Raw genomic sequence first — 26,261 nt, 5'->3', positions numbered from 1 at the left:
AGCGTTAAGCACATTCTCGTGCCCATGACCGAACTTAACAGCGTTAAGGAAATCGGGGCTCCCGACGTGCTCGTCGTCGGCGCCGGCCCCACGGGACTGGCCCTGGCCCTGGACCTCACCCGCCGCGGCGTCCACGCGCTGGTCGTCGAGCGGGCCGGCACCCTCTTCCCCGGCTCGCGGGGCAAGGGGCTTCAGCCCAGGACCCTGGAGGTCTTCGACGACCTCGGCGTGGGGGACGCGGTGCGGGAGGCGAGCGCCCACGCACCCCTCGGGCAGATCTGGCAGGACGGCCTGCCGGTCGGCGAGCACGACATGCTCGGCGACGCCGCCGTCGGCGGCCCCACGGACACCGAGCCGCACCCGCGGGCCCGGCTCCTGCCCCAGTGGCGCACCCAGGAGATCCTGTACGAGCGCCTCACCGGGCTCGGCGGCCGGGTCCGCTTCGACACCGCCCTGACCGGCTTCGAGCAGGACGCCGACGGGGTGAGCGCGTACCTCTCGGACGGCAGCGTGCTGCGCGCCGCCTACCTGGTGGCCGCCGACGGGGGCCGCTCCACGGTCCGCAAGGCCCTGGACATCGGCATGACCGGCGAGACCGTGGATCCCGCCCCGATGGTCGTGGCCGACGTCCGGCTGCGCCCCGGAGCGCTGGACCGCGACCACTGGCACCTGTTCCCGGGCCCGGACGGCGGTTTCGCCGCGCTGTGCCCGCTGCCCGGCACCGACGAGCACCAGTTCGTCGCGCGGACCGACGACCTCACAGATCTCGACGTCCCCGCCGCGGTCGCCGCCCTGACCCACCTGGACGCGCAGGACGTCACCGAGGTCCGGTGGGCCTCCGACTTCAGGCCGCGCGCCGCCATGGCCGACCGGTTCCGCGACGGCCGGGTGCTGCTCGCGGGCGACGCGGCGCACGTGCACTCCCCCGCCGGCGGCCAGGGTCTCAACACCAGCGTGCAGGACGCCTACAACCTCGGCTGGAAGCTCGGACAGGTCCTGCGCCACGGAGCCGACCCCGCGCTCCTGGACACCTACGAGCAGGAGCGTCAGCCCGTCGCCGCGCACGTACTGGGCCTGTCCACGCGGATCCACCGCGGCCAGGAGGAACGCGGCGGCGCCACCCGCCAGCTCGGCCTGGGATACCGGGGCGGCCCCCTCTCCGAGGGGGCCGCGGGCGCTCTGGAATCCGGGGACCGGGCCCCCGACGGCCCGCTGCCGGACGGGCGCAGGCTCTTCGACCTGTTCCGGGGACCGCAGTTCACCCTGCTGGCCGTCGGCACGGATGCCGAACTGCCCCCCGTGAGCGCGGAGTTCCTGCACGTCCACCGGATCGGACCGTACGAGCCGTACGGCAAGGGGCTCTTCCTGGTCCGGCCCGACGGGTACGTGGGCTGGGCGGGCGAGGACGCGACCGGACTGGCCCGCTACCTCGCCCGCCTGGCCCGCCCCGGCTCGCCGGTGACGGCCGGCTGAGGCGGGGGCCGAGGCGGGGGGCTGAGGCGGATCCCCCTGTCAGCGCAGAGTGGGGATCACGTCGTTCGTCTCGTCTGCTTCCACGGGCCCGGTGGCGCGTCGGCCGAGCGCCTCCGGGGGCGTCTCGTCCGCGCAGACCGTGCCCCGTGCGGGCAGGGCCAGGGTGGCCAGGTAGTCGTTGACGAGCGCGCTGACGCATGCGCTCCGGTTGTAGGCGGTGTGACCCTCGGCGTCGAAGGTCAGCAGCCGTCCGGCCTCCAGGGTCCCGGCCAGGGCCACGGAATCGCGGTACGGGGTGTCCGGGTCCCCGGTCGTGCCGAGGACCAGGATCGGGGCGGATCCGGCGGCCCGGTAGGAGCCCTCGTAGCGGCTCGGGCGTTCCGCCTGCCACTGCGCGCAGGCGGGCGCGTGGTTGTGGTCGTAGGTGGGCGGTCCCAGGCCGATGGGCGGTCCGAGCAGGGGCGCCGAGGCCGCCTCCGCGCTGACGAGTCCGCCCAGGAGGAGCCGGCTGGTCGGGTAGACCCGGTCGGCGCACTCGACGGCGAGGTTGACGTTGAGGAAGTCGAAGGACCCGGGTGAGGGGGGCGACAGCAGGAAGGAGGTCTTGTGCGCCTGGGCCGCGGCCAGCGCCTCGCCCAGGTAGGGCCAGATCTCCTTGCCCGAGTTGATGTTGAACATCAGGCGGTAGGCGAGGGTGTAGCCGGTGGCCGGGCGTCCGCTCGGCGTGATGACCGGATCGGCGTCGAGGTCCCGCTTGAGCTGTTCGAAGGCCTCGCGGGGTTTGCCCGCGCCGAATCCGCAGGCGGTGGCGTTCTGTGCGCACCAGTCGAGGAACCGGCCGACCGCCGCGTCCAGCGCGGTGAATTGCGTGGCGTCGTAGGCGTACGGCACGTCGGCGTAGCGGCGCGGATCGTAGCCCCCGTCCAGGACCATGGCGCGCACGCGCCGGGGGAACTGGGCGGCGTACACGGTGCCGACGTAACTGCCGAAGGAGCGGCCGTAGAAGGTGAGCGTCTCCTCGCCGAGGGCGCGCCGCAGCAGGTCGAGGTCCTTGGCGTTCGACCCGGTGCCGATGAACGGCACGAGGCCGCCGGCGCGTTCCCGGCAGGCGGCGGCGAACTCCTGGCCCTGCCGGAGGGCGGTCTGCAGGGCTCCCGGTCCGGGGACGCCGCGCGCGGCGTCGACGGCGGCCGAGTACTCCGCGTCGTTCCAGCACTCCACCTGGCCGCTGCGTGCCACGCCCCGCATGTCGTACCCGACGACGTCGAAGCCGTCACGGAGGGCGGCGGGGAGCGCGGCGTAACTGTTGCGGGCGAAGTTCACGCCGGAGTTGCCGGGTCCGCCGGGATGCAGCACCAGGACGCCGGTGCGGTGGGCCGGGTCGGCCGCGAGCCGGCGGGTGACGGCCAGCGGGATCGTGCTTCCCGTGGGGTTGCGGTAGTCCAGCGGCACCTGGGCGGTCGCGCACTCGAAGCCGTCGCCCTGGCCGTCGGCACAGGGGCCCCAGGTGAGGGCGGGTACGGGCGGGGCGGGCAGGGCGGTCGCCGTGGCGGCCCCCGGCCTGACCCCGAGGAGCGCCGTGACCGCGATCAGGACGAGGGCTATCCCCCACACCACTCGCTTGCGCGCGTCATCGGCTAAACGGGTCTGCATGCGGTGAACTCCCTTGATGGCGGGGTGGGTGCAAGGGCGCCCACGAGATCGGGGGTGAGCGGGCGCCCGCGCTCGGCTGAGCGGCAGGCCCAGGTTCCCATCCGCGCAGCGGGCCGGGATAGACGGCGTGCCCGACGGGATGCGGAACGTACGGCCCCGGCCTGCGGATTCGGCCCGCCGTCCGACTGGGCCGACCGGATGAGGGCGGGCCCGGCCCGGGGCCCCCGCCCGGGGCCCCGGCCGGCGGCGGGCAGTGCGCCGGTGATCGCGCCGGAGCAACGGCGGGACCTCGATCGGACTTGAGGTCAAGCGGTCGGGGCGACCCCTTCGAGCAGCAGGCGTGCGGCCACCGTCGTCCCGTCGGTGCGGACCGCGGCGGCCGCGGAGGCCGCCCGGGCGCGGGTCTCGGGAGCCAGGGCCGTGTGCAGCGCGGCCGACAGGGATCCGGCGGCGGGGGCCGGGCCCTCGTGGGCCGCGCCGATGCCCAGGTCGGTGACCCGGCCCGCCCAGTAGGGCTGGTCCGCACCCTGCGCCAGCACCACCTGGGGCACGCCCGCCAGGGTGGCGGTCGTCGTGGTGCCCGCGCTGCCGTGGTGCACGACGGCGGTCACCCGGCGGAAGAGCGCCTGATGGTTGACCTCGTCGACGAGGAGACAGTCGTCCCATGTGTCGGCCGGGGTCAGTCCGGCCCAGCCCCGGGAGACGACCGTGCGGTGGCCCCGCGCCCGGATCTCTTCGACGGCCGCCCGTGCGACCTCTCCGACGGCGCCCAGGGGCATGCTGCCGAAGCCCACGTAGACGGGCGGGGGGCCGTCGTCCACGAAGTCCACCAGTTCGGCGGGGAGCGGGCGTTCGTCCGGTGCGCACCACGCTCCGGTCTGCACCACGCCGAGTCCCGTCGGCTGCCACGGGGAGAGGAACGGGTCCGTGGCCAGCCACGGGTGGTCGGTGAAGGCGTAGTCACGGACGGAGTCCACCGGTGCCAGGCCGGCCGCCGCCCGCAGGGTGTCGAGCGCCTCGCCGAACATGGTGTGCGCGATGCGGGCATCCAGGTCCCAGAGCGCCTGGTTGTCGGTGGCGTCCGACGGCAGCGGCTGCCCCCGCCGCGCGGGCGGCCGCCGGTGGGGAGACGGCAGGCTGACCGGCTGGTGGCTCGCGTGTACGTACCGCAGCCCCAGCTTCTCGGCCACCGATCGCGCGCCCGCGGTGACCGGCAGTGGGCCGGTCGCCACCAGCACGTCCGCCCCCTCGGCCGCCGCGGCGACGATGTCGAACTGTGCGGCCATCAGATCCGCCGCCCGCTGCGCCAGCCCCTCGGCCGATCCCGGCGTCACCGAGGTCACCAGCGGGCGCACCGGGCCGCCGGTCGGCACCACCTCCACACCGAGCCCTGCCAGCCGTACGGCGAACTCCTCGTCGGGCGGCGCGCACAGCCGCACCTGCGCGCCGAACTCCCGCAGCCGGACCGCCAGTCCCGCCATCGGCTCCACGGCCCCGCGCGACCCGTACGTCGACAACACCACACGCATTCGGCGACTCCCGTTTCGGTACATCGGTAGGGACCAAAGGCCCTGAGACCCCGGCTTCGGTCGGTGATTCTCCGCCACGCCCCGGGTCTTGCCGCAAGCCCCCCTGGCCCCGGTATGTTGATCATGGTGCGACGGGTGCGCACCGCGCGAGAAATTTCAGGGAGGCGCCGGCGGCGGACTGCCCGTCCGAGGGCCTCGGGCGGGGACGCCCGTCGTGTGGATCCGATCACACGGAAGGCCCCCCTCCTCGCGCGACCACCAGGGAGGCCTCGCGACCGGGCCGTCGACTCCGCGTCAGGCGCCGGGGGCGAGACCGCCCCTGTGCCACCAGGGGACGAGCCCTGCGAACAGCCGGATGTGCCGGGCCTGCGACCTCGGCGGGGGCGGCACGGTTCGTCGGGGTACGGGGCGGTAGTTCACTCCCGAGAAATATGGACATAGTTACCCAAGTTGGCCCGTAGGGGGAAAGTCGCCACATGTCGAGGAATATAGGACATGACGGTGTGTCAGGCGCGCGCGCTGAAGGCATAATCGGGCCCGGTCGTCTCCGGAAAGCGGTGGGACCAAAGGGGCACCGACCCGCCCCGCAGCCCAACTCCGCACCCTCCCGACCGATTCCCGAGGCTTCACAGATGCCCCTGGCCCGCCGCACCCGCCTCGTGGCGGTGCTCACCACGCTCACCGTCATCTCCGTCGGGGTGACGACCTGGGCCTACGGCGACGGGACCATATCGGAGCCCGCGGCCCCCGCGGCGCACCGCCCGAGTGTGACCGAGGGCACGGTGCTCCAGGTGGTCGCGCATCCCGACGACGACCTCTACTTCATGAACCCCGATGTGAGCCGCGCCATATCGACGGGCATCAAGGTCACCACCGTCTATCTCACCGCCGGCGAGTCCGACGGCCACAACGAGGCCCACAAGGGTGCCCTGCAGGACCCCGTGCGCCCCCCCGACCACGCCGCCTACGCGGAGGCCCGGCAGAACGGCATACGGGCCGCCTACGCGCAGATGGCCACGGGCAACCGCGCCAGCGCCTGGCAGCGCCGCTCCATACCCACCGTCGGCGGCGGGAGCGCCGAAGTGGACGTCCTCGTCGCGCGGCCCGAAGTCAACCTGGTGTGGATGCAGCTGCGGGAAGCCGGCAAGGTCAGCGAGGAAGTGCCGGTCAGCCTGCGCAGGCTGTGGAGCGACAAGATCCCCTCGCTGGGCGTCCAGCTGAGCTCGGAAACGCCGGTCAAGCAGTCCGGGGTCTCGTACAGCAAGGACCAGGTCGTGGAGGCCATCGCGGCGGTCTTCGCGCGGTACCGGCCCACCACCATTCGGACGCAGGACCCGACGCCCGGCCCCGGCAAGGCCGACCACCAGGACCACATATACGGCGCCCGCTTCGCGCAGGCCGCGGCCGAGCGCTACGCGAAGTCCACGGATCGGCCGCACTTCTCGATCCAGAACTACGTGAGCTACGCCAACACCGGCATGCCACCGGCCCTCGACCCGCAGACCGCCGCGGAGAAGCTCGTCTACCTCAAGACGTTTGCCTGGATGGACTTCAAAAACTGGTGCGGCAGCCCCGCCGGCTGTGGCGACCGCAAGCTGGCCACCCGGCCCGAAGGCGACACGCCCGGCTGGAACCGGAGCATCCGGTACAGCCGGGGCGCCAACAGCTCCTGGATGACCGAGGGCACACCCGGCAAGCTGTGGGCCTTCACCGTGCTGGACGGCCGGATGGCCTACTGGTCGCGCAGCGGCTTCAAGGCGCCTTGGCAGGGGCCCCGCTTCCTCGCCGGGACCGGGATCGACACGGGCGCCACGGCGGTCCGGCTCCCGGACGGCAGGGTAGGGGTCTTCGGTACCCGGACCACGCTGGGCACCAAGTCCCAGGACTACAAGCGCGAAGTCGTCTACTCCGTCCAGGCGGCGCCCGACGGCGAGTTCGCCCCGTGGCGGTCGCTGGGCACCCCGGACACGGACCACCTCTCCGACGGCTCGGCGATCAGCGCGCCGGCCGTGGCCCTGGACCGTGCCGGCCGGATGACCGTCTACGTCCGCGATACCCGGCGCACCCTGCGCGCCTGCGCCCAGTCGGCCGCCGGCGGCGCCTTCGGAGGCTGGGCATCCCTGGGCGGCTCCGGCCGCCCGAAGGAACCGCTCTGGGGCGACCCGGTCACCGCCACGGACACGGCCGGCCGGCGCCACGTGTACGTGCCCACGACCAAGAGCGTGATGGCCTGGGTCCAGCGCGCACCGGACGCCCCGTTCGGCGCCCCCGTACGGACCGGACTGCCGTGGACCGCCGGACCGCTCTCGGCGGTTCCCGAGGGTGACGGAGTCGCCCTGTACTTCCGACGCCCCGGCTCGGGCAACGTCGAAAAGACGCTGGCCGGCTCCCGCCCGACCGGACCGACGTTCTCCCGGGTCACCACCGTGGGCGGCCACGGCGGCTACGGCTCCGTCGGTGTAGCGGGGGACCTGCTCGTGGGCCGCGCCGGTTCGGGCACGGTCGCCTCCACTGACCTGGACCGCGGACCGGCCTGGCTCGAATCCCAGATGTACTACACGGGCGCCCCGGCGGCCCTGGCCCCGCTGGACGGCTCGGCCATCGGCGCCGTTCTCGGCCTGGACGCCCGTCTGCACCTGACGACCCCTCCCCCGAGCGCCCCCAAGCCGCGCGGCAACCGGCCGCCCTACGCCCCCTGGTACCTGGCCGTCCCGCCGCCGGAGGAGGCGGCCGACCGCCCCGAGGGTCCCCGGTGGCAGCACTGAGCGGTGCGGGCGACGATGGCGGCGGACCGCGCCGGGTCCCGGCCGAGGCCGGGACCCGGCACCGTCCCACCCCACTCGACCGGTGATCGGGGCTCCCATGACCGCGTGCTCCCCCGTACGGATGGATCCCCCGGCCCCTCCTCCCCGCGCGCCCGGGCGTAGGGGGCCGGGCCCGGTCCGCGCCGTGGCCTCCGTCGCCGTGCTGCTGTTCCTCGCCACCGGATGCGGGAACGACACGGCGCCGGCCTGGGGGTACCCGGAGCTCGGGGCGACTCTGGGATCGATGTCCCGGGCCCTGGACGAAGGCTGTGCCGCAGCTGCCCCCGAGCGCTGCGCCGAGGACCTCGACCGGATCGACGTCCTGGCCGACCGGGCCTTCGCCCAGGTCCTCGACCACCGCCTGCTCGACGCCGCGTACGTGGACGCCAGGAACGAGGTGGCCCGTACGAGGGAGGTCCGCCGCGCCGCCGCGGTCTCGGCCCGCTCGCGGCGTGAACCGCAGCACCTCCCCCTCGTACGGGCGCTGGCGGCGGAACGGCTCGCCTACCGAGATCTCCTGGCCACGCTGGAGCGGCTCCGCGCCGCACCGCCGGCGGGCGAGGGCACGCAGACCGTCTGACCCCCGGTCACAGCACTAGGGGCCCAGGGGCGGGGTCGGGAGCCCTGTGCCTTCCAGCGCCACGAGGGCCAGGACGGCGATGGAGCCCGTCCAGGCGAGGGGGGCGACCGAGGAGGGCCGGCCCTTCCCGTCCACCTTCTCCGACAGTTCACCGAGCGCGTTGCGCTTGGAAAGGACCCAGTCCAGGACCCGTCCGGCCTTCTCGGGCCGCCCCGTACCGGCCCAGGCGAGCGCGAAGAAGGCCGTACTGGGTGTCCAGGCGTACGCGCCCCAGCGGGCCCCGGGATCGTTCCCGGGGGTCAGCCCGCCGTTGGGCAGGAGCAGTTCCCGGTAGGTGGTGTCCAGCGCGCCGGCCAGGCCGGAGGGGGCTTCGTTGAAGGGGGGCGCCATGAAGGCCACCGCGCTGTCCCGCCCGTGGCGTCCGTCCACGGTGCGCTGGTACCCCAGGGGCAGGAAGCGCGTGGAGATGCCTGCCGACAGCCGCCGGGCGGCGCGGGTCCAGCGGTCGGCGTCCTGGGGCCGGTTCGCCTCGCGGGCGAGGTCGGCGGCGGCGTTGAGCCCGGCGAGCAGCGGGGCGGCCGTGCCGATGTTCGCGGTGGCCGTCGTCAGCTCCCAGTAGTCGGGGGACGCCGGCGGCAGTCCGTCCGCCCGCAGGGAGGCCGCCGCGTGGTCGGCCGCCTTGCGGATCATCGGGTAGAGGGTGGCCAGCCGGGCCCGGCGGGTGGCCGGGGGCGCCTCCTGGTACCACTGCCAGGTGGCCCAGGGGACCCAGCCGTTGGCATCGAGCTGCGCGCTCCTGGCGTCGGGCGGCCCGGATCCGTCGAGTTTCGTACGCGCTTCCCAGGTGCCGTCCGCGCGCTGGGTCGCGGCGCTGTAGCCGAGGATCCGGTAGGCCTCGGCGTCGTGGCCGGTGTGCGCGAAGGCCGCCGAGACGAAGCTGGAGTCGCGCGGCCAGGAGTACTTCCAGCCGTCGCTCCAGCCCGCCGCCACGGCGCCGTTGGGGCGCAGCAGGGCGCGCATGGCCAGCAGGGCCCGTTCGGCCGCCGCGCGCCGCTCGGTCGAGGTGCCGGGGACCCGGCCGGAGGCCAGCCAGGCGCGGCTGCGTTCGATCTGCCGCCGGGCGGGCGGATGGCCAGCGACGACGACGGCCGAGGCCGTCTTGCCGTCGGGAAGGTACATCCACCGGCCGGAGGCGAGCCGCAGGACGTGACTTCCCTGGACGTAGCGGGCGTCCGCGGCGAGGGCCGGCGCAACGCCCTCGGCGCCGGTCGTGTTGGACAGGAGTCCGGCGGTGGGAGCCTCCAGGGCCGCCGGGCGGGCGTGTCCGGGCTCCGGGGCCAGGCGGCCCCCGTGGCCCACGGGCAGGGCGAACGGCGCCGGGCCGCCGCCTCGCTGCCCGCCGCCTCGCTGCCCGGCGTACCGGCTGGGGTGCCCGGTGTCGTACCGGGCGGCGTGTCCAGGGTGCCCGGTGGGTGGGTGGCCCGAGGTGCACACGGGGACGGCGACGCTCGCCAGGGCCGCCGTGACGACCACCCAACGGCCGGGCCGGACACCTCGCATCGCCGCTCCCTCCGCCGGGCCCGTGTGCGTACGGACCCTGATTCCCCATCCTGGGAGCGCCCCGCGTAGGCTGCCACGGAAGGCCCGCCGCGCGGGTGACCCGGGAGCGCGGAGGGGCCCCGTGGCTCCGTACCCGTCCTGGCGCACCCAGGATGCCGGAGGCCGCGAGCCGTGCACATCATGGATTTCCGCGGGCCCCGGGGTCACCGCGGGCGGTGGGCGCGTCGGCCGCTTCTCACGGCCGGCTTCCGCTGCGAAGGACAGGTACATGAGCACAGTTGAGGACCAGGGCGAGACCGAGAGGGAGAGGGTGGAGGACACCGCCGGCCGGCGTCGTCCGCCCCTGCGCGGGGTCTTCGCCGCCACCGGGGCGGTGCTCGTCGCGGCGGCCGGTGCGCTGGTCGCCGTCGGATGCTTCCTCGGTCTCTACGTGCGGCCCACGTCCGACGACTGGTGCGCCGCGTGGAAGTCGCGCGACATGGGCGTCTTCGGCATCACGTCCGACTTCTACATGACGCAGAACGGCAGGATCACCAACGCCCTCCTGAGCGGGATCATCTACGGCGACGGACTGGTCGGGACCAAGATCCTGCCCACGGTCATAGCCGTGACGTTCACCGTGGGACTGGTGCTGCTGGGCCGCGAGTTCGTCCGGTTCATCGGCGGCAGGCCCCGGCTGCTGGTCCTGATCTCGTGCGCCCTGGTCATCCAGGCACTGGTCTACTTCGCGGGCCCGCGCAGCTATCAGGCCCTGCTGTGGGCCCCCGCCACGATCTCGCACACCGTGCCGAGCGTCATCGGCGTGTGGGCGCTCCTGCTGGCCCTGCGGACCGCCAACCATCACCGTACCGCCGTCCGGGTGACCGGTCTGGTCGCCGCGTTCCTCATCGCCTTCGCCATCGGCACCCTGAGCGAGCCGTTCGCGCTCGTCAGCGGTCTCCTCGCGACCCTGGTCGGGCTGCTCTGCCTGCCCCGGCTCGGACTGGCCCGGAACTGGCGGCCCTTCACCTGGTGCCTCGTCTGGTGCGCGGGCCTGGTCACCGGCCTGATCGTGCTCTACACCTCCCCCGGCGCCCGGTGGCGCCGGGCGCAGCAGCCGGCCAAGGAGTCCCTGCTGTCCGCGGGCGAGCTCCGGGCCACCTTCGACGACTGGCTGCGCATGTGGGACTCCGTCACCGGCCGGCCGGCCTACCTCGGAGCCGCGGCCGTCGGCGTGCTGCTGGGTCTGGCGATGGTCCTGGGCAGGTCCCGCCGGGGCGGCGGCGAGCCCGAGAAGCGGGAGCCGCGCAGGACCGTTCCGCGCGGCACGCTGATCGCCCTCCTGCTGCTGCCGGTGCCCGTGGTGATCCTGGGCTCGTTCGCCGTGGTGGTGGGCCTGCGCAGCGGCTACGGGCCGACCGGGTGGACGTACGCCCGTACCTGGACCAGCTACCTGGTGCCGATGGAGCTGGCGCTCTGCGGCTACGGCGCCCTGCTGGGCGCGTGGGGCGGACGGCGGCTCCGGGCACACCGGAACGCCGGCCCGGCCCTCCTGGTCGGGGCGCTGGCGGCGTGCGGCCTCGCGCTGGCCTCCGTGGCCGTCCTGGTCCCGGAGGTCCAGCGGCTCACGACCATGACGGTCGCCCGCTCGATCACCTGGGACGCGCAGAACGCGCGCATCGAGGCCGAGGTCGAGCGCGGTGCGACGGACGTGGCCTACAAGCCCCTGTACATCGGCAGTCTCGCCGAGCCCTTCTTCACGAAGACCTACGAGCGTGACTGGGCCGCCGCCTGCGTGTCGAAGTGGTACGGCATCGACCGGATCCACCGCCGCTGAACCGTCCGTGCCGGGGGGTCACACCGAAGGGAACGGATGACCGATCTCGTCGACTCCCCGGCACGACCAGGCGGGCGGGCCCGGGCGCTCCTGCGCACCGAGGGTCCGGCTGCCGCCCGCATCCTGGTCACCGTGGCCGCCGCCTGGCAGGCCGCGCTGTGGCTGGGCGCCGATCAGCCGCCGGTGTTCGCGGCGATCGTCCCCCTGGTGGCCCTGCGCGGTGATCCGATGACGGCCCTGGGCACCTCGCTGCAGCGGATCCTGGGGGTCGTGGCGGGCGTGCTGATCGCGATCGCCGTCCTGAACCTGTGGCAGCCCTCCACCCTCACCCTGACCCTGGTGGTGGCCCTGGGCCTGGGGGTCGGCATGGTCCTGCGGGCCGGCGGCGCCCTCAACATCCAGGTCGCGCTGTCATCGCTGCTGGTCTTCGCCAACGCCTCCCCCGATTCCTACGCACTGGACCGCGTGTGGGAGACCGCGGCGGGCGCGGCCGTCACCATCCTCCTCGCCCCGCTGCTGTGGCCGCCCGACCCCCAGCGCGTCCTGACGGCAGTCTCCGCCGACTGCGGGGCCCGCCTGAGCCGTTCCCTCACCGGCACCGCCGCGGTCTTGGGCGGCGGGCAGGCCGCCGCCCAAGACAACCTGGCCCGGGTGCACGCCCATGTGGAGGCGGTGCACGCGGGCGCCGCACGCGCCCGTGAAGCCGAACGCGCCCTGCGCTTCAACCCCCTGCGCCGCCGTCAGCGCGGCTCCGTACGCCTGCGGGCCGGGCGCATCGCCGGCGCCGACGGGCTGGCCGCGCACGTGGCGACCCTGGCCGGGGAGGTGGCCGCCTTCACCGGCCGGGAGGACCTCGCTCCCGACCTGGCCCGGGCGCGGCTACGGGTTCCGGAGCTGGCCTCGCTCACCGCGCGGGCCGTCGAGCTGGCCTTGTCGGGAGACGATCCCCGGGCCGCCGTGACCGCCGCCCGCGAGGGGCTCGCAGCCTACGCCCGCGCGGACTCCCGGCCCGTCGCCGTTGCCCTGCGCCGGCCCTTGCACCGGGTCTTGGACGAGCTGGAGGTTCCACCGACAGAGGACCAAAGGCCGACTTATGGATGACTGGGCATTACGGATTTCCCCTTATGGTGGGCGCATGAAGACGATCGGGTTGATCGGCGGTATGAGCTGGGAGTCGACGGCGGAGTACTACCGGATCCTCAACGAGCGGACCCGCGAGCGGCTCGGCGGACTCCACTCCGCCCGCTGCGTGCTCTATTCCGTGGACTTCGCGGAGATGGAGCGGCTGCAGGTCCAGGGCCGCTGGGAGGAAGCCGGCGAGGCACTGGCCGATGCCGCGCGCTCGCTGGAAGCGGCGGGCGCGGAGCTCCTGCTGATCTGCACCAACACCATGCACAAGGTCGCCGGCGCGGTCGAGGCCGCCGTCTCCGTCCCGCTGCTGCACCTGGCGGACACCACGGCGGCCGCCGTCCGCGGCGCCGGACTGCGCCGGGTCGGGCTCCTGGGCACCGCGTTCACGATGGAAGAGGACTTCTACCGCGGCCGCCTGGCCGCGGGCGGACTCGACGTCCGCGTCCCGGATCCCGAGGGGCGCGCGCTCGTACACCGGGTGATCTACGAGGAGCTCTGCCTCGGCGTCGTCCGCGAGGAATCGCGCGCCGCGTACCGCCGGGTCATGGAGGACCTCGTCGCCGGGGGCGCGGAGGGAATCGTCCTGGGGTGCACGGAGATCGAACTGCTCATCGGCCCGGCGGACAGTCCCGTACCGCTCTTCCCCACCGCCCGCCTGCACGCCGAGGCGGCGGTGGACGCGGCCCTGGGGGGTGTCTTGCCGATCGGGCCGGAGCCCGGCCTGGTCGGACACCCCCTGGCCCCATGAGCCCTGTCAGGCGGGGGCGAAGAGGTCTTCCCGTGCGTCGTCGAGGATGAATCCGTTGTCGAAGCGCACTTCGACGGTCACCCGGATCGGCTCCGCCCGGTAGGCGGTCCACGCGGGCTCCAGGCCGGCGACCTTCTCTTCCAGCTGCTTCTTGCTCTCCGCCGGCATCCCCGCGCCGAAGGCGTCCAGGAGCGACTTGAGCCTCTCGTACTCGCGGGACTCCGGAGTCTGCAGGTCGTGCTCGACCAACCGCACCACGGTGCCCTCGATGCCCGCCGCCAGAGACAGCGAACCGGCGACGGCCCCCGCCGTGGCCGAGGGGCCCTCCGTCATCGCGACCCAGTCGCTCAGCCGGACGTCCTGCGCCAGCCTCACCCGCCGGCCTTCGTTCAGCGCCATCGTTTCTTCAACTCTCCGCTCGGTACGTGCCGTGACATTATCCGCCCCGGTCAGGGCGCCCTCGGAGCGGCCGGGCGTTGTACGCATGATCTTGGTCGGGCAGCATGACCCCTCTACGGAGCACCGCCGCCGTCGGAGGCGCGCGGGCGACCGGACGTGGAAGGGACACACCGATGATCCGGCTGACGGAGAGCCCCATGACCTGGGTGACGACCGGGGACAGCATCACCCAGGCCGTGCTGCACACGCACGGGGCCCGCGGCTGGGTCGAGCACGTGCACGAGCGGGTCCGGTGGCAGTTGCGCCGGCTCACCGATGTCGTGGTCAACACCGGAGTCTCCGGATGGGGCGCGGCCGACGTGCTCTCGCTCCACGACCACCTCATCGGCCGGTTCGAGCCCGACGTGCTGTCCGTGTCCCTCGGCACGAACGACTGCCTCGCCGGCGAGGAGGGACTGCCCCGGTTCCACGAGGCGATGCGCCGGATCATCGCCGGAGTGGACCCGCGCACGCAGGTGGTCCTGCACACCCCGGCGCTGGTCGGCCTCGCGGGCCGGGAGCGGCGTGCGGCACTCCCCGCGTACTGCCGGGCCGTACGGGAGATCGCGAAGGAGACCGGAGCGCTGCTCGTCGACCACGAGGCCCACTGGCTGGAGCACCACGGCACGCTGGACCCGATCTCCTGGCTCGACGACGCCGCCCACCCCAACGCGGTCGGTCACCTGCGGATGGCGAACCACACCCTGCGCACCCTGGGGCTCGGGGAGCTGAACCCCCTCTGAGGGGTGCCCTGTCGATCAGGCCGGGGCGGGGCCGGCGATGCGGTAGCCCACGCCCGGGGTCGTCGTGATGATCTGCGGGGCGCCCAGTTTGCGGCGCAGGCGGCCCATGGTGACCGCGACCGTGTTGGTGAACGGGTCCGCGTTCTCGTCCCACACCTGTTCCAGGAGGGCCTCGGCGCTCAGGAAGCCGGGACTGACCCTGAGCAGGGCCTCCAGGACGGCGAACTCCTTGACGGAGAGCTCCAGGCGGGCGCCGTCCCGCAGGGCGGTGCGGTGGACCGGGTCGAGTTCGATTCCGGCGGCGCGCAGCGTACGGGGCCGGGCCGCGGGCCTGCGGCGGGCCAGGGAGCGGATGCGCAGGATCAGTTCGGGGAAGTGGAACGGTTTGGCGAGGTAGTCGTCGGCGCCCAGCGTGAGGCCGCTGACCCGGTCGCCGGGCGATCCGGCCGCGGTCAGCATCAGCACCATCGCGCGGTCGTCCCGCTCCGTGATCATCCGGCAGAGCGTGTCGCCGTGTATGCCGGGCAGGTCCCGGTCGAGGACCACCACGTCGTACGCGTTCACGTCGAGCTTGGCGGCGGCGGCCAGCCCGTCGTACGCGAGGTCCACGGCCATTCCCTGGTCCCGCAGTCCTTCGGCGACGACCTCGGCGAGCGAGCGCGCGTCCTCGACGACCAGGATCCTCACGGTGTCCCCCCGATCAGGCCGTCCGAGCCGTTCGGGGCGGCCGCCGACGGCATCGCGGCCGTCACCTTCAGTCCGCCTTCCGGCCGGACGCGGAGGTCGAGGCGGCCGCCGTGCGCGCAGACGATGGCGGCGACGATCGACAGCCCCAGTCCGGAACTCTCCTGCGATCCGGTCCGGTCGGTGCCGAGCCGCTCGAACGGCTGCGTCAGCCGGTCCACCTGCTCCTGGTCGAGGACACCCCCGCCGGTTTCGACGACGAGGCGGGCCCAGGGGCCGTCGGCCGCGCCGGTGCCGTTCGCGCTGGTGCCGTCTTCGGTGGCGTCGTCCCCGGTGGCGCCGTCCTCGGTGGCGATCCGGATCCAGCCGCCCCCCTGGTTGTGCACGATCGCGTTGTCGATCAGGTTCTGCACGAGCCGGGACAGCAGAGCCGGGCTGCCCCGTGTCCACGCCCGCGGCGTCAGCCCGTCCTCGACGGTCAGGTTCTTCTCCGCGACGGCGGCGGCCCTGGCGGCCAGCGCCTCTCCCGCCAGCCCGGCGAGCGAGACGGGAACCCGGTCGGGCAGGACGCCGTGCTGGGCCCGGGCGAGCACGAGGAAGCCTTCCAACAGGCGGTCCACCCGGTCGAGTTCGGTACGCACCCGGCCGGCGAGCGCGAGGGTCTGCGGCGCGGGCAGTGGTTTGGCCACGGCCACGTCGAGCGAAGCGCGGATCGTCGTCAGCGGAGTGCGCAGTTCGTGCGAGGCGTTGGCCACGAAGCGCCGTTGCGCGGCGAACGAGGCCTCCAGGCGCGCCAAGAGGCCGTCCACCGTGTCCGCGAGCTCCTTGACCTCGTCGTCGGGCCCGGCCACGGCGAGCCGCTGGTCCAGGGTGTCCGCGGAGATCCGCCGCGTGGCCGCGGTGATCAGGCGCAGCGGGCGCAGGACGTGCCCGGCGAGGATCCGGCCGAGCAGGAGCGAGACGGCGGCCATCACGACGATCGCGATCAGCGAGCCGAACAGGAGCTGCCTGGACTGCTGGGCGTGTACGTCCGCGAGTTGTCGTTCCAGGTCGAGGACGTGCTGTGCGACGCCCGTGGCCGGCCCGCCCGGCGGCGGCTGCTGCCGGGCAGCGGACACGGTCATGTCCGAGCGGGAGAACAGGTAGATCAGGGCGATCAGCCCGATCCCGGAGAGCAGGAACACCGCGGCGTAGAGAATCGTGAACCGCCGTCCGACGGTCCTGCTCCGTAGTGTGGCCATGGCTTCTCTCCCCGTCCCGTCCGATGGCGTCCAGCATGCCCGGCGGCACCTAACAGCGTCATGACAGCGACGGTTCGGACCCCGTTACGACCGGCTGCGTAGAACCGAAGCATGCTCACACACAACGAACTCCTCCGGCAGGAGTGGACCCGCTTCCTGCGTCCGGCCCGGCTGATCGCCCTGGTCACGGCGGCCCTGATGGTCCTGGCCCTCGGGCTGCTCTACGCGTTCGGCAACCACGCGTCCTGCTCCGGCCCGTGCCCGACGGACCCCACCGGTCCGGACGGCACCGCGGTCAGCGACCAGTTCGCCTTCATGCACCGGGATCTGGGGCGCGAGGGCAGCATCACGGTCCGGATGAAGTCCATGACGGGCACCATCACCTATCCGCCGCCCCACCACGACCGGATCGTCCCGGGTCTGGTGCCCTGGGCGAAGGCCGGGATCATCATCAAGGACGGCGTCCGCCAGGGGTCCTCGTACGCGGCCTTGATGCTCACCGGCGAGCACGGCGTGCGGATGCAGTACGACTACGAGCACGACATCGCCGGGAGCGCCGTCAAGAGCTCCGCGGTCTCGGACGGGTCGCCGCTGTGGCTGCGGCTGACCCGGTCGGGCGACACCGTCACGGGCTACGAGTCCTCCGACGGCGAGCGGTGGGCGAAGGTGGCCGCGGTGAAGGTTCCCGGACTGCCGGAGGCCGCGCAGGTCGGCCTGTTCGCCACCTCTCCCGGTGACCTGACGCTACGGCCGGTGGGCCTGGGCGGGGCCACGGAGCAGGTGCGCTTCACCCAGGCCGCCGGTTCCTTCGACCACGTCCGTCTGGAGGGCGCCGGCACGGACGTGAGCTGGCGGGCCGGGCTGGTCGGCGAGATGAACGTGACCGACTGGGAGAAGCATCACCCCTCCGGGGCCGTGGAGAAGGACGGCAGCATCACCGTCGTCGGCACCGGTGACATCGCGCCCACGGCCACCTGGGGCGGGCGCCCCGTGGAGGGAATGCTGACCGGTCTGAGCCTCGCCCTGCTCATCGTGCTGGTGGTGGCCGTACGGTTCGCCGACGGCGGGTCCGGCCGACGCGGGCCGGGGGACGCCGCGCCCCTCACCCGTGCGGTGTTCGGGGCGAGGGCCATTGTCGTGGGAGCCGTGACCTTCGTGACCGGGCTGCTCGCCGTGGGCATCGTGGTGCCGGTCGGCGCGGCGGTCCTGGCGTCGAACGGGGTGCCCGTCGTGGGGCTGTCCGTGCTCACCGGAGCCCGGGTGGTCCTGGGCGTCTCCGCTGCGCTCGCCCTCACGGCCGTACTCGCCCTGGCGCTCGGCGCGCTGCTGCGGCGCCGCCGGCTCGCCGGCCTCGTCGCCGTCTCGGCGGTCGTGGTCCCGTACGCCGTGTGCACCGTCCCCCTGCTGAGCGACGGGCTCGCGCAGTGGCTGCTGCGGGTGACTCCGGCCGCCGGTTTCGCCGTCCAGCAGACCCTCGTGGAATATCCGCAGGTCACCGCCCACTACGCGCCTTCTGCGGGATACTTCCCGCTGCCCTGGTGGGCGGGGGTCGCGGTGCTGTGCGCGTACACGGTGGCCGCCATGGCCCTGGCGCGGCGCCGCCTGCCGCGGAGCGGCGAGCGGGCCGGCGCCCCGGCCGCCCACCGCGTGGGCGAGCCTGCCTAGGGGCTGTGGACCGGGGACGACCTACGGCGGCGCGGGAGCGATGGCTCCCGCGCCGCCGTCGCCGTGCGTGCCGCGCCCGCCCGGCCATCGCCCCGGGGGTCGGGCTACCTGCGGACGTTCCAGTAGACGGTGGAGCGCAGCGTGCGGGCGATCTCCGGGTCGCGGACCGAAGGGGTCCGGTCTTCGGCGGTGACCGACAGGGTGTGGGTGCGCCGGTCGGGGAGCCTCAGCTCCGCGACGGTGACGTCGGTCCGGCCCGCCAGCCGCTTGACCTCGCGGCCGTCGAGGTACCAGCGGACCAGGAGCTGGCGGCCGTCGCCGCCGGTGAGCCGGGGCACGGCCACCTTCGCGAGGTGCGCCGTCCGCAGGGTGCGGTCCGTCGGGGTGAGCGGGGTGACGGCCTTCGCGTGCTTGTAGAAGCCGGCGATCATCGCCTCGACGCCGGGGAGGTTGAAGGGTTTGCCCAGGACCCGCATCAGCGAGTTGTCGGTGGGCCGCCGGATCCCGGTGGCGAAGTAGCCGCCGCCCTCGTACGCGCCGACGGCGCCGCCGTCCGGAGAGGTCTCGCCGAGCCAGCGGTACCACTTGGCCCGCTGCCGGGCCATCCGGTCGGCGGACAGCTTGGAGGTGTTGGACTCGGCGGGCTCCGGCCCCGTGTACTTCTCGTAGTCCGGGACCCCGGGGTAGAAGTACTCGTCGGCGAGTTTGCCGAGCGAGTGGCCCGTCTCGTGGATGGCTACCTGGCCGGACTTGGCGTTGTCCGCCGAGGCGGTGGAGATGCCTTCGTAGCCGAGGGTGGCGCTGGGTTCGTTGTAGCCGGCGCCGCCGTACTTGGCGCTGTTGGCCAGGACGATGACCAGATCGGCCTCCGGCGCCTTGGCCACGTAGGCGTCCACCTTGGGCTGGTCTATGCACAGGAGCCGCTCGATCTCCTCGCACCAGAAGTACGAGCCGAGGGCCGTGTCGCGGACGGCCCCCCGGTCAGGGTCGCCGGAGACTCCGGACTCGTGGGAGACGGCGTCGACCGTCCAGACGTTGAAGAGGTTCCGGTAGGTGGCGTACGGCTCCACGGCCGTCACCTCGGCCCACTTGGCCCGGGCGTCGGTGTGGAACTTGCCCAGCTCGGCCGCCGTGTAGCCGTCGCCGATGACGACCACGTCCAGCCGGTCGCCGGTGGGTCCGTTGTCGACGAGCTTGGCGACCTCCCCGTCGGCCGCCCGCTCCGCTTCGGAGAGCCGGGCGCCCGAACCGGCCGCCTGACCGGCCCGTGCGGGGACGCGGGCATGGCCCGATCCGGCGTCACCACCCTGCTCCGGCCCCGGAATCTCCACCACCAGCCGCGGCACGACCGGGGCGTCGGCCGCGCGGACGGGCCCGGCGGCCAGCAAAGCGGCGGTCGCGCAGGCCGCCGCGACGGCTGCCCGCAGGACCGCCCGGGCGGCCGGGCGTCTGACGTGGTGCATGAAGTCCTCCTGCGGTGAAGGGAGTTAAGCATGAATGTAAACAGATTGAATCGGCTGCTTAAATTAGGCGGCGCACGACGGGTGCGCAATGCCCTGCTCCCCCTGAATACTGGGCAGTTCGAGCAACCAGGGGGATCCCATGGACGAACCGGCCGCAATCGGCCGCAGGGTTCAGCGCATGCGCACCGAACTCGGCCTGACACAGCGCAAGTTGGCTGAGCCCTCGTACACCCCGGCCTATGTCTCCACCCTGGAGTCGGGCAAGGTGCGCCCCTCGGAGGCCGCCCTGCGCTTCCTGGCCGGACGACTCGGCACCTCCTACGAGGAACTGACCACCGGACGCCCCGCCGGGCTCGCCACCGAGCTGCGCCTCGCCCTCACCGACGCCCAGCAGCTCCTGGCCTCCGGCGCGGCGGGCGAGGCCGCCGTCCACTACCGGCGCCTGCTCGCCGAAGCGGAGGAGCTCGGCCTCACCGACGAGCGGGTCGGGGCCCTGCTCGGACTCGGCGACTGCGCCCTGGAGACGGGTGAACTCACCGACGCCATCGGCCACTTCGAGTCCGCCGAGCGCCTGCTGGCCGAGGAGCCGCTCCCCCGCCGGGCCCGCCCGATCCGCGGCCGCGCCGTGGCGCACCTGCTCGCCGGGGAGCTGCGCTACGCCTGCTACCTGCTGGAATCCACCATCGACGAACTGGGGGCGAGCGGACTGGCCGACCCCGAGGCGCTGCTCCTGCTCTACGCCGCGGTCATCGGGCCGTACATCGACATGGGCGCCCACGCCCGGGCCGCCCACGCCGCCGAGCTGGCCCTGGCACTGGCCCCCCGGGTCACCGACCCGGCCCTGGTGGCGGGCATGCACCGGCAGGTCGCGCGGACCTTCCTGACCGAGGGGCGGGTGGCCGACGCCGACGCCTCCCTGGCCAAGGCCCAGGCGATCTACGGGCAGCTACAGCTGCGGACCGACCTGGCGCACTGCCACTGGATGCGCGGCTACGTACAGGCCCAGGACGGGGACCTCGTCTCCGCCGAGCGGGAACTGCGTACGGCGCGGGACATGCTCTCGGCCGGGCGGGCGGCCCTGTACACCGCCCAGGTGGAGGTCGAGCTGGCCGACGTACTGCGCCGGCTCGGCCGGTACGAGGAGGCCGCCGGGCTGCTCTCGGCCCTGCTGGCCCTCGGCGACAGTCACGGCGCCGTCCACGCGGGCGGCGCGCACCGACTGCTCGGCCTCATGGCCGAGGAGCGGGGCGAGCCCGAGGCCGCCGAGGAGCACTACGTGCAGGCCCTGGCGCTGCTGGAGCGCAGCGGGGCGACGGGCGACCTCGCGGACCTGTGCCGGCTCCTGGGTGATCTGCTGCGCCGGGCCGGCCGCACCGAGGCGGCACTGGACGCCTACCGCACGGGCCTGGGCCACCGCGCGGCTCCCGGCACGACCACACTGGGCCCTGCTCCCGCGGCGCCCGCGTTCCCGCACCGTCCGGCGGCGCGGTAGCGGGCCGGCGGCCGGGGCCGGGGTTAGGTCTAGGTCTACTCTAGGTCTAGAGGTCGATCCAGTAGCGCCGCTTGGGGCCGATCAGGGTCTCGCGGACGTCTTCCAGCACGCCGCCGCTGCTCTCGATCGTGCGGATCGAACCCTCGTTGCCGGGGTCGCAGGTGAGCAGCACCCGGTCGATCCCCAGCAGCCGGGCCTCGTGCTTGACCTCGCCCAGGGCCCAGGTGGCCAGGCCGCGGCGGCGGGCCGAGGGGCGCACGCTGTAGCCGATGTGGCCCCCCGCGTCGAGCAGGAAGCCGTTCAGGTAGTGCCGCAGGTCGATGGCGCCCAGGTACTCGTCGCCTTCGGCGATCCACCAGTACGTGGCGTGGACGCGTCCGTGTTCGAGGGGCACCGCGCGGTCCCCGTACCGGCGCAGCCGCTCCGTCCAGGCGGCGAAGCCCTCGGGGGTGTCCACGTCGTCGTCGGAGCCGAGCCCGGCGCCGTCCATGTGCGCGTCGGGACCCCATTCCTCCTGCGCGGCGAGCCAGGAGGCGTAGAGACGGGGGGTGGGTGTGATCAGCTCGGGCATGACCGGACGATAACAGTCCGCGGAAACCGTCCCGGGCGGGCGGCCGGACGTCCGGGCGTCCGGCATGCCGGACGGCTCCGGAGGGCCAAGACTGGAGGGGCGGGGCCGCGCTCCCACCGGCGCGGGCCCAGGCCGAGAGGGGCGCGCATGAGTGCGGACGCGGGACGGGTCGCCGTCCTCGGTGACTGCCCGCTGCTGCGCCACGGCGTGGCCCGCGTGCTCGAAGCGGCCGACGGCCCGGCCTTCGTACTGGGCGCCGGATCGGTCGATGAGGTGACCGCCGCGCTGGAGCGCGGGGAGGCCCTGGCCGGGGACGTCCTGCTCGTCGACCTCCGGCTGTCGCCCGGATGCCTGGCGGAGGTGGTGGCGCGGCTGGCCGGACTCGGGTTCGCCGTCCTGGTGCTCTCCTCCGGCCCGCCCGACGACGCCCGGGGCGCGCTGCGCGCCGGAGCCCGCGGCTGCCTGAGCCGGCGGGCCGGGGAGCGCGAACTGCTCGCCGCGATCCGGCTGGTCGCCGGCGGCTGCTCGTACGTCTCCGCCGATCTCGCCGTGGGGCCGGTCCCGGACGCGGCGCCCCCCTGCCACGTCACGGACCGCGAACGGCAGGTCCTGGAGCTGGTCGCCCGCGGGGAGACCGACCACGGCATCGCCGTCCGGCTGGGCATCAGCGAGCACACCGTGCACTCCCACCTGGACCGGCTCCGCGACAAGATCGGCTCGCGGCGGCGGGCCGACCTGACGCGTTTCGCCCTGACCCACGACCTCATCCCGGCCTCCTCCTGACCGGGGGCCCCCGACCGGGGCGACCCTCCTGGCCGGGGTATCCCTGCCCCGCCCGGCGTGGGTCCTTCTGCCCTGTGCCCGTCCCGGGATCCACCGGACACTGAAGGCGACAGCCTTCGTGTGTCCGGATCCGGGAGGCGCTTTGCGATGAGTGGCATCTTCGGCGACACCCTCACCTTCGCCCAGGAGGAAGGCGGTGACGTGCGGCTCGTCGCCTTCGGTGACGACAAGTACGCACGGTACGAGACGCTCGACGGCTATTCGGTCGTCTACGACGACACCCGGGGCCTGTACTGCTTCGCCGAGACCGACGGCGGCGGTGCCGGACGCCGGTTCGTCTCCAGCGGCACGCCGGTTTCCCGGCCGGCGCCCGAGGGGCTGCCCCGGCACTTGCGCGAAGGACAGGTCTACCGGCGGGACGTGGTGAAGGAACGGCTGATGGAGACGGTCCCGGAGGAGGACCGGGCCACCACCGATCCGGACACCCTCCTGACCTTCGGCCCCAACAAGGGCCTGCTCCCCGGCTTCGTCCTCAGCGAGGGCGACGTCCAGGGGCTGACGATCCTCGTCGACTTCCCGGACAAGCCCACGCAGGTCACGGTCGACGAGGTCTCCGCACTGCTGAACAGCCCCCATTTCACGGCGAACGGAAACAGCTCCTCGGTCAAGGAGTTCTTCCGCACGATGTCGACCGGCCGGCTCCGCTTCACCAACACCGTGGTCGGCCCGCTGCGTTTGAGCCGTCCCCGCCTCGCCTACGGGCTCCCGCAGAACCGCGGACGGCTCGTACCGGAGGCCCTGCAGGCGGCCGTCGACGCCGGCGTGGACTTCACCCGGTTCGACTCGCTCGGGCGGGGCGTCGTCGACTCCCTCTGCATCATGTACGCGGGCCGGACGGAATTCAGGGAGGACCTCTGGCCGCACAACTCCCGCTTCCCCGCCCAGATCGGCAGCGTGCGGACGGACTTGTACACCGTCACGAGCATCGGCGAGACGGCCGCCGACCTGAGCATCGGCACCTTCTGCCACGAGAGCGGCCACCTGCTGTGCCGCTGGCCGGACCTGTACGACTACGGAACGGCGGAGCGCGAGGGCGACGACTTCTCCAGCGCGGGCCTGGGCACGTACTGCGCGATGGCCGCGGGCAACAACCTGGGCGACGGGTTCCTCCCGTCCGCGGTCTGCGTCTACCTGCGGCGGCTCGTGCACTGGACGCACGACGTCGACATCTCCCAGCCCGGCTTCTACGAGGCCCGGCAGGGCGAGTACGACGAGGCCCTGATCTACCAGAACCCGCAGCGGCGCGACGTCGAGTACTACCTCGTGGAGAACCGCACCCGCGCGGGCTTCGACTCCCGGCTCACCTCCAGCGGGCTCGCCGTCTACCACTGCGACATCAAGGGGTCGAACGAGTTCCAGAACGGCACCGCGGTGGGTCACTACCAGTGCGCGCTCCTCCAGGCCGACGGCCACCTGGACCTGGAGACCAACCGGAACCAGGGCGACGGCGCCGACCTGTTCGGACCCACCCTGGGCACCGCCGTCTCGCACAGCAGCCGCCCCGCGTCTCTGTGGTGGGACGGCACCGAATCCGGTCTGACCATCTCGGCCGTCTCCGCGCCGGGCCCGGTGCTCACTTTCCGGACGGGCGAGCAGGGCGTGGCGGGCACCCTGGTCACGGGCGCGTCGGCGCCCGGCGCCTCGATTCCCGAGGACGACTTCGGCGGTCTGACCGACGCGATCACCCTCCAGGGCCAGGGCACGGTCCGGGACCTGACGGTGACGATCGACATCGAGCACCCCCGCATCGGCGATCTGCGCGTGGTCCTGATGGCCCCGAGCGGCCGCCGGGCCGTGATCCACAACCGCTCGGGCGGCAACGCCAAGAACCTGCGGGTGACGCTGGATTCGCAGCCGCCCTCGCTGCTCGCCCCGCTGATCGGCGACTCCGTGCCGGGGAGCTGGAAGCTCAGGATCACCGACGCGGTCGTCTCGAACGCCGGGGTGCTGAACGAATGGTCCCTCGCCGTCCGGACGGGCACCTGAGGGCGGAGGAGGAGACCTCCTCTCTCTTGCGCCCCCTCCTCCCCCTCCCCTTTTAACCCATGGGCGTCGATTATATTTGGGCCATGACCGAAATGTCCCGCGAGGCGGATGCCCAGCGCGTCCACCACGCCTTGGCCGCACCGTCACGCCGGCGACTGATGACCCTGCTGCGGGAGGCGGACGGCCTGCTGGGCGTGGACGACATGGCCGCCGCCACGGGGCTGTCGGTCGCCACCGTCCGCCACCACCTGGCCGCCCTGGCCGCGGCGGGCCTGGTCACGGCCACCGCCTCGGCCAGGGCGGGCCGCGGCAGGCCCCGACTGCGGTACGCGGCCGCCCGGCCCGACCCCCAGGAGGAACCGGCGGACAGCCCCTTCCGGGAGCTCGCCCAGGCCCTGGCCGAGGCCGTCGGGGGCGGTCCGGGCGCGTCCCGCGAGGCCGGCCTCGGCTGGGGGCGCCGGCTGGCCGGGAGCGGTCCGGCGGCGGAGCGGGTGTTCGCCGCGGCCGCCCGGATGGGCTTCGCGCCCAGGGACGCGCCGGGGCCCGACCCCGACACCCGGCGGGTCCTGCTGCACGAGTGCCCGTACCGGGAACTGGCCCGAGCCCGGCCCGAGGTCGTGTGCGCCGTCCATCAAGGCGTCCTGGACGGACTGCTGGAGGGCGGCGGGGCCACGGTGCGGCTGCTGCCCTTCATCGGCCCGGACCTGTGCGCGGCGGACCTGCGCCCGGCCTGACTCCGAAGGTCAGCCGCGGGGACGGTTGCGGCGGCGGTACTCGTCCGTCGGGACGCCGCCCACACCCCAGTCCTCCAGGGCGACCTCGTCGATGAGGACGAACGTGGTCGCCGGGTCCTTGTCGAGGACCTTGACCAGCAGGTCGGTGATGCCTGCGATGAGCTCGGCCTTCTGCGACGCGGTGGCGCCTTCACGGGTGATCTTGACGTTGACGTACGGCACGGGGACTCCTTCTTCTCGTGGCGGAGGTGGAGGGGGAGGGGGAGGGGGAGGGGGTGGCAGTGGCAGTGGCGGTCGCAGCGACGAGGAGCGTCAGATGCGACGGCCGGTCACGTGGCCGCCGTCCACCCGCAGGGAGTGGCCGGTCACGAACCCGGCGCCCGCGAGGTACAGCACGGCGTCGGAGATCTCGGCGACCTCGCCGACACGGTCCTGCAGGGCGAGACCGCCGTAGGCGTCCACGTCGGCGCCCGCGTGCAGGGGGGTGCGGATGATGCCCGGTGCGACCAGGTTGACGCTGATCCCGTCGGAGGCGAGCTCGGCCGCGAGGCTCGTCGTCAGTGCGTGCACGCCGCCCTTGCTGACCACGGGCGCGGAGGCCGGGAAACCGGCCAGCGCGTGGTCCACCAGTACGGTGCCGATGTTGACGATGCTGCCGCCCTCACCCTGGGCGCGCAGGGCGCGTACGACCGCCTGCGTGGTGAGGTAGGTGCCCTTGAGGTTCCCCGTCAGGTAGCCGTCGAGCTCGTCCTCCGTCACCTCGGTGAAGGGCTTCGGCTCGAAGGTGCCGGCGTTGTTGACCAGGACGTCGATCCGCCCGAAGCGCTCCAGCGCCGTGCGGACGAGCGCTTCGCCGGTCTCCCGGGCGGCGGTGCTGCCCGCGACGCAGGCGGTGCGCTCCGGATGCCCGAGACCGGCGGCGGCCTTGGCGAGACGGTCGGGGTCGCGGCCGTTGAGCACGACGTTCGCGCCGGCGGCCAGGAAGGCGCGGGCGATGTCGAGGCCCATGCCGCTGGAGGAGCCGGTGACGAGGACCGTGGCGGTACGGGCGGTGGTGCTGGTGCTGGTGACGCTCATGAAGGTGTCCCTTTCGTGGGCGGCGGCCGG

The 26,261-nt window shown here is 73.6% G+C and carries 22 protein-coding genes; 12 read left to right on the top strand and 10 right to left on the bottom strand.

Annotation, left to right across the window (positions count from 1 at the left end; translation table 11 throughout):
* Window positions 1–24: 24 nt before the first annotated feature.
* Window positions 25–1,473 carry an FAD-dependent monooxygenase gene (locus OHA37_RS37525; protein WP_266912324.1) on the top strand — a complete coding sequence of 483 codons (1,449 nt, stop codon included), beginning with the start codon at window positions 25–27 and terminating at the stop codon, window positions 1,471–1,473.
* A gap of 39 nt (window positions 1,474–1,512) precedes the next feature.
* Here OHA37_RS37525 and OHA37_RS37520 read toward each other — a convergent pair whose 3' ends face one another.
* Both OHA37_RS37520 and OHA37_RS37515 read right to left on the bottom strand, forming a co-directional pair.
* Window positions 1,513–3,126, bottom strand: coding sequence for an alpha/beta hydrolase (locus tag OHA37_RS37520; protein WP_266912322.1), 1,614 nt, complete (start codon window positions 3,124–3,126; stop codon window positions 1,513–1,515).
* 305 nt (window positions 3,127–3,431) lie between these two features.
* Window positions 3,432–4,655 carry a glycosyltransferase gene (locus OHA37_RS37515; RefSeq protein WP_266912320.1) on the bottom strand — a complete coding sequence of 408 codons (1,224 nt, stop codon included), beginning with the start codon at window positions 4,653–4,655 and terminating at the stop codon, window positions 3,432–3,434.
* A gap of 632 nt (window positions 4,656–5,287) precedes the next feature.
* Between OHA37_RS37515 and OHA37_RS37510 the strand changes: the two genes are divergently transcribed.
* Both OHA37_RS37510 and OHA37_RS37505 read left to right on the top strand, forming a co-directional pair.
* Entirely contained in the window at window positions 5,288–7,420 is a 2,133-nt protein-coding gene (locus OHA37_RS37510) for a PIG-L family deacetylase (protein ID WP_266912318.1), read from the top strand.
* Between the two features lie 184 nt (window positions 7,421–7,604).
* The gene (locus OHA37_RS37505; RefSeq protein WP_266912316.1) at window positions 7,605–8,039 is read left to right on the top strand and encodes a hypothetical protein; all 435 of its coding nucleotides are present in this window, start codon (window positions 7,605–7,607) and stop codon (window positions 8,037–8,039) included.
* Window positions 8,040–8,054: 15 nt separating this feature from the next.
* On the opposite strand, the gene OHA37_RS37500 is transcribed toward OHA37_RS37505, so the two are convergent.
* Window positions 8,055–9,599, bottom strand: coding sequence for a hypothetical protein (locus OHA37_RS37500; protein WP_266912314.1), 1,545 nt, complete (start codon window positions 9,597–9,599; stop codon window positions 8,055–8,057).
* A 268-nt stretch (window positions 9,600–9,867) separates the two neighbouring features.
* Between OHA37_RS37500 and OHA37_RS37495 the strand changes: the two genes are divergently transcribed.
* Genes OHA37_RS37495 through OHA37_RS37485 form a run of 3 tightly spaced genes read left to right on the top strand, consistent with a single transcriptional unit; the run spans window position 9,868 to window position 13,294 of the window.
* Window positions 9,868–11,415, top strand: a complete 1,548-nt coding sequence (locus tag OHA37_RS37495; protein ID WP_266912312.1) for a DUF6056 family protein — start codon at window positions 9,868–9,870, stop codon at window positions 11,413–11,415.
* Window positions 11,416–11,451: 36 nt separating this feature from the next.
* Window positions 11,452–12,516, top strand: coding sequence for an FUSC family protein (locus tag OHA37_RS37490; RefSeq protein ID WP_266912310.1), 1,065 nt, complete (start codon window positions 11,452–11,454; stop codon window positions 12,514–12,516).
* Between the two features lie 34 nt (window positions 12,517–12,550).
* Window positions 12,551–13,294 carry an aspartate/glutamate racemase family protein gene (locus OHA37_RS37485; RefSeq protein ID WP_266912308.1) on the top strand — a complete coding sequence of 248 codons (744 nt, stop codon included), beginning with the start codon at window positions 12,551–12,553 and terminating at the stop codon, window positions 13,292–13,294.
* 6 nt (window positions 13,295–13,300) lie between these two features.
* On the opposite strand, the gene OHA37_RS37480 is transcribed toward OHA37_RS37485, so the two are convergent.
* Window positions 13,301–13,693, bottom strand: coding sequence for a hypothetical protein (locus OHA37_RS37480; protein WP_266912306.1), 393 nt, complete (start codon window positions 13,691–13,693; stop codon window positions 13,301–13,303).
* 197 nt (window positions 13,694–13,890) lie between these two features.
* On the opposite strand from OHA37_RS37480, the gene OHA37_RS37475 reads away from it, so the two are divergent.
* Window positions 13,891–14,475: an SGNH/GDSL hydrolase family protein gene (locus OHA37_RS37475; RefSeq protein ID WP_266912304.1), complete on the top strand. Its 585-nt coding sequence runs from the start codon at window positions 13,891–13,893 to the stop codon at window positions 14,473–14,475.
* 15 nt (window positions 14,476–14,490) lie between these two features.
* Here the strand turns inward: OHA37_RS37475 and OHA37_RS37470 are convergent, their stop codons facing one another.
* Together OHA37_RS37470 and OHA37_RS37465 are read right to left on the bottom strand one after the other, a co-directional pair.
* Window positions 14,491–15,162, bottom strand: coding sequence for a response regulator transcription factor (locus OHA37_RS37470; protein ID WP_266912302.1), 672 nt, complete (start codon window positions 15,160–15,162; stop codon window positions 14,491–14,493).
* Complete coding sequence (locus OHA37_RS37465; protein ID WP_266912300.1) at window positions 15,159–16,400, bottom strand: sensor histidine kinase; 1,242 nt, start codon at window positions 16,398–16,400, stop codon at window positions 15,159–15,161. Before OHA37_RS37465 ends, OHA37_RS37470 begins: the two co-directional genes overlap by 4 nt.
* 111 nt (window positions 16,401–16,511) lie before the next feature.
* On the opposite strand from OHA37_RS37465, the gene OHA37_RS37460 reads away from it, so the two are divergent.
* Window positions 16,512–18,065 carry a hypothetical protein gene (locus tag OHA37_RS37460; protein WP_266912298.1) on the top strand — a complete coding sequence of 518 codons (1,554 nt, stop codon included), beginning with the start codon at window positions 16,512–16,514 and terminating at the stop codon, window positions 18,063–18,065.
* Window positions 18,066–18,169: 104 nt separating this feature from the next.
* On the opposite strand, the gene OHA37_RS37455 is transcribed toward OHA37_RS37460, so the two are convergent.
* Window positions 18,170–19,528, bottom strand: coding sequence for a M64 family metallopeptidase (locus tag OHA37_RS37455; RefSeq protein ID WP_266912296.1), 1,359 nt, complete (start codon window positions 19,526–19,528; stop codon window positions 18,170–18,172).
* Between the two features lie 139 nt (window positions 19,529–19,667).
* On the opposite strand from OHA37_RS37455, the gene OHA37_RS37450 reads away from it, so the two are divergent.
* Window positions 19,668–21,020, top strand: a complete 1,353-nt coding sequence (locus tag OHA37_RS37450) for a transcriptional regulator (protein WP_266912294.1) — start codon at window positions 19,668–19,670, stop codon at window positions 21,018–21,020.
* A gap of 46 nt (window positions 21,021–21,066) precedes the next feature.
* Here OHA37_RS37450 and OHA37_RS37445 read toward each other — a convergent pair whose 3' ends face one another.
* A complete protein-coding gene (locus OHA37_RS37445) occupies window positions 21,067–21,591 on the bottom strand; it encodes a GNAT family N-acetyltransferase (protein WP_266912292.1) in 525 nt (174 codons plus the stop codon).
* A gap of 147 nt (window positions 21,592–21,738) precedes the next feature.
* On the opposite strand from OHA37_RS37445, the gene OHA37_RS37440 reads away from it, so the two are divergent.
* The 3 genes from OHA37_RS37440 (at window position 21,739) to OHA37_RS37430 (ending at window position 25,154) form a co-directional block, all read left to right on the top strand.
* A complete protein-coding gene (locus tag OHA37_RS37440) occupies window positions 21,739–22,374 on the top strand; it encodes a response regulator transcription factor (protein WP_266912290.1) in 636 nt (211 codons plus the stop codon).
* 147 nt (window positions 22,375–22,521) lie between these two features.
* Window positions 22,522–24,420: a M6 family metalloprotease domain-containing protein gene (locus OHA37_RS37435; protein WP_266912288.1), complete on the top strand. Its 1,899-nt coding sequence runs from the start codon at window positions 22,522–22,524 to the stop codon at window positions 24,418–24,420.
* An 83-nt stretch (window positions 24,421–24,503) separates the two neighbouring features.
* Window positions 24,504–25,154: a helix-turn-helix transcriptional regulator gene (locus OHA37_RS37430; protein WP_266912286.1), complete on the top strand. Its 651-nt coding sequence runs from the start codon at window positions 24,504–24,506 to the stop codon at window positions 25,152–25,154.
* A gap of 9 nt (window positions 25,155–25,163) precedes the next feature.
* On the opposite strand, the gene OHA37_RS37425 is transcribed toward OHA37_RS37430, so the two are convergent.
* Both OHA37_RS37425 and OHA37_RS37420 read right to left on the bottom strand, forming a co-directional pair.
* Window positions 25,164–25,376: a tautomerase family protein gene (locus OHA37_RS37425; protein WP_243333154.1), complete on the bottom strand. Its 213-nt coding sequence runs from the start codon at window positions 25,374–25,376 to the stop codon at window positions 25,164–25,166.
* A 90-nt stretch (window positions 25,377–25,466) separates the two neighbouring features.
* Window positions 25,467–26,231 (bottom strand): SDR family NAD(P)-dependent oxidoreductase, encoded by a 765-nt coding sequence (locus tag OHA37_RS37420; RefSeq protein WP_266912283.1) that lies wholly within the window; start codon window positions 26,229–26,231, stop codon window positions 25,467–25,469.
* Window positions 26,232–26,261 lie beyond the last annotated feature (30 nt).

Source organism: Streptomyces sp. NBC_00335 (assembly GCF_036127095.1).
In the GTDB taxonomy this organism is placed as follows: domain Bacteria; phylum Actinomycetota; class Actinomycetes; order Streptomycetales; family Streptomycetaceae; genus Streptomyces.
This window is presented reverse-complemented; position numbering and strand designations above follow the sequence as displayed.

Excerpts from the sequence above, each read along its gene's own strand:
- OHA37_RS37525 (WP_266912324.1), top strand. The coding sequence starts at position 25 with ATGACCGAACTTAACAGCGTTAAGGAAATCGGGGCTCCCGACGTGCTC.
- OHA37_RS37520 (WP_266912322.1), bottom strand. The coding sequence starts at position 3,126 with ATGCAGACCCGTTTAGCCGATGACGCGCGCAAGCGAGTGGTGTGGGGG.
- OHA37_RS37515 (WP_266912320.1), bottom strand. The coding sequence starts at position 4,655 with ATGCGTGTGGTGTTGTCGACGTACGGGTCGCGCGGGGCCGTGGAGCCG.
- OHA37_RS37510 (WP_266912318.1), top strand. The coding sequence starts at position 5,288 with ATGCCCCTGGCCCGCCGCACCCGCCTCGTGGCGGTGCTCACCACGCTC.
- OHA37_RS37500 (WP_266912314.1), bottom strand. The coding sequence starts at position 9,599 with ATGCGAGGTGTCCGGCCCGGCCGTTGGGTGGTCGTCACGGCGGCCCTG.
- OHA37_RS37495 (WP_266912312.1), top strand. The coding sequence starts at position 9,868 with ATGAGCACAGTTGAGGACCAGGGCGAGACCGAGAGGGAGAGGGTGGAG.
- OHA37_RS37490 (WP_266912310.1), top strand. The coding sequence starts at position 11,452 with ATGACCGATCTCGTCGACTCCCCGGCACGACCAGGCGGGCGGGCCCGG.
- OHA37_RS37485 (WP_266912308.1), top strand. The coding sequence starts at position 12,551 with ATGAAGACGATCGGGTTGATCGGCGGTATGAGCTGGGAGTCGACGGCG.
- OHA37_RS37480 (WP_266912306.1), bottom strand. The coding sequence starts at position 13,693 with ATGGCGCTGAACGAAGGCCGGCGGGTGAGGCTGGCGCAGGACGTCCGG.
- OHA37_RS37475 (WP_266912304.1), top strand. The coding sequence starts at position 13,891 with ATGACCTGGGTGACGACCGGGGACAGCATCACCCAGGCCGTGCTGCAC.
- OHA37_RS37465 (WP_266912300.1), bottom strand. The coding sequence starts at position 16,400 with ATGGCCACACTACGGAGCAGGACCGTCGGACGGCGGTTCACGATTCTC.
- OHA37_RS37460 (WP_266912298.1), top strand. The coding sequence starts at position 16,512 with ATGCTCACACACAACGAACTCCTCCGGCAGGAGTGGACCCGCTTCCTG.
- OHA37_RS37455 (WP_266912296.1), bottom strand. The coding sequence starts at position 19,528 with ATGCACCACGTCAGACGCCCGGCCGCCCGGGCGGTCCTGCGGGCAGCC.
- OHA37_RS37450 (WP_266912294.1), top strand. The coding sequence starts at position 19,668 with ATGGACGAACCGGCCGCAATCGGCCGCAGGGTTCAGCGCATGCGCACC.
- OHA37_RS37445 (WP_266912292.1), bottom strand. The coding sequence starts at position 21,591 with ATGCCCGAGCTGATCACACCCACCCCCCGTCTCTACGCCTCCTGGCTC.
- OHA37_RS37440 (WP_266912290.1), top strand. The coding sequence starts at position 21,739 with ATGAGTGCGGACGCGGGACGGGTCGCCGTCCTCGGTGACTGCCCGCTG.
- OHA37_RS37435 (WP_266912288.1), top strand. The coding sequence starts at position 22,522 with ATGAGTGGCATCTTCGGCGACACCCTCACCTTCGCCCAGGAGGAAGGC.
- OHA37_RS37430 (WP_266912286.1), top strand. The coding sequence starts at position 24,504 with ATGACCGAAATGTCCCGCGAGGCGGATGCCCAGCGCGTCCACCACGCC.
- OHA37_RS37420 (WP_266912283.1), bottom strand. The coding sequence starts at position 26,231 with ATGAGCGTCACCAGCACCAGCACCACCGCCCGTACCGCCACGGTCCTC.